Here is a 591-nt window from a genome sequence, read left to right as displayed (position 1 = left end):
ATAGCACTGACAGAAAATATCGTGGCTATGAGCAAACGAGAAAATTGCACGTAATGTTGAATATAAACAACAAAAAAGCCATAGCTGTAAAATACAGTAACGGCTGATCACTATGGAGCTTGTGATTTGCTAAAAGAAGTTGATTTTCAGCATGCCATAAAAGCACTATATGCAGATAGAGCATGTGATAGGCACAAGTTTTATAAGTTGTGTAACGAATATGATATAAAGACAAAAATTCCACCAATAAACAATGCGGCAGAACATCCAGAAATAGATTATATGTCTGACAGGAATGCTGCTATTAGGTTAATAAAATTATACGGTGAAGATGGCATGAAAGAATGGAAAAAAGAAGTAAATTATGGGAAAAGATCTTATATTGAAGGGTTTTTCTCAAGATTAAAGCAAATATTCGGATTTAGTTTTAGGAATAAATCTGAGATAAATCGAGAAAAAGAACTGCTAATCAAATGCTATTTGCTTAATAAATTCACTGATATTGGTATGGCTAAATTTGAGATAGTTACATGAATTTACCATAAATCACCATCTCATAAAGTGTGATGCAACAAAGCCATCCCAGTGTCA

Annotated in this window: 1 pseudogene; it reads left to right on the top strand. The window is 32.7% G+C overall.

Annotated elements, in window-relative coordinates:
- A pseudogene (locus tag WOCAOBSORBRA_RS06080) lies at positions 1-534 on the top strand (transposase); the annotation flags it as partial.
- Between the last annotated feature and the right edge of the window lie 57 nt (positions 535-591).

It is taken from the genome of Wolbachia endosymbiont of Cardiocondyla obscurior, from assembly GCF_902713635.1.
Lineage (GTDB): Bacteria > Pseudomonadota > Alphaproteobacteria > Rickettsiales > Anaplasmataceae > Wolbachia > Wolbachia pipientis.
The sequence above is the reverse complement of the archived record's forward strand: the minus strand, read 5'-3'. Positions and strand labels throughout refer to the sequence as shown.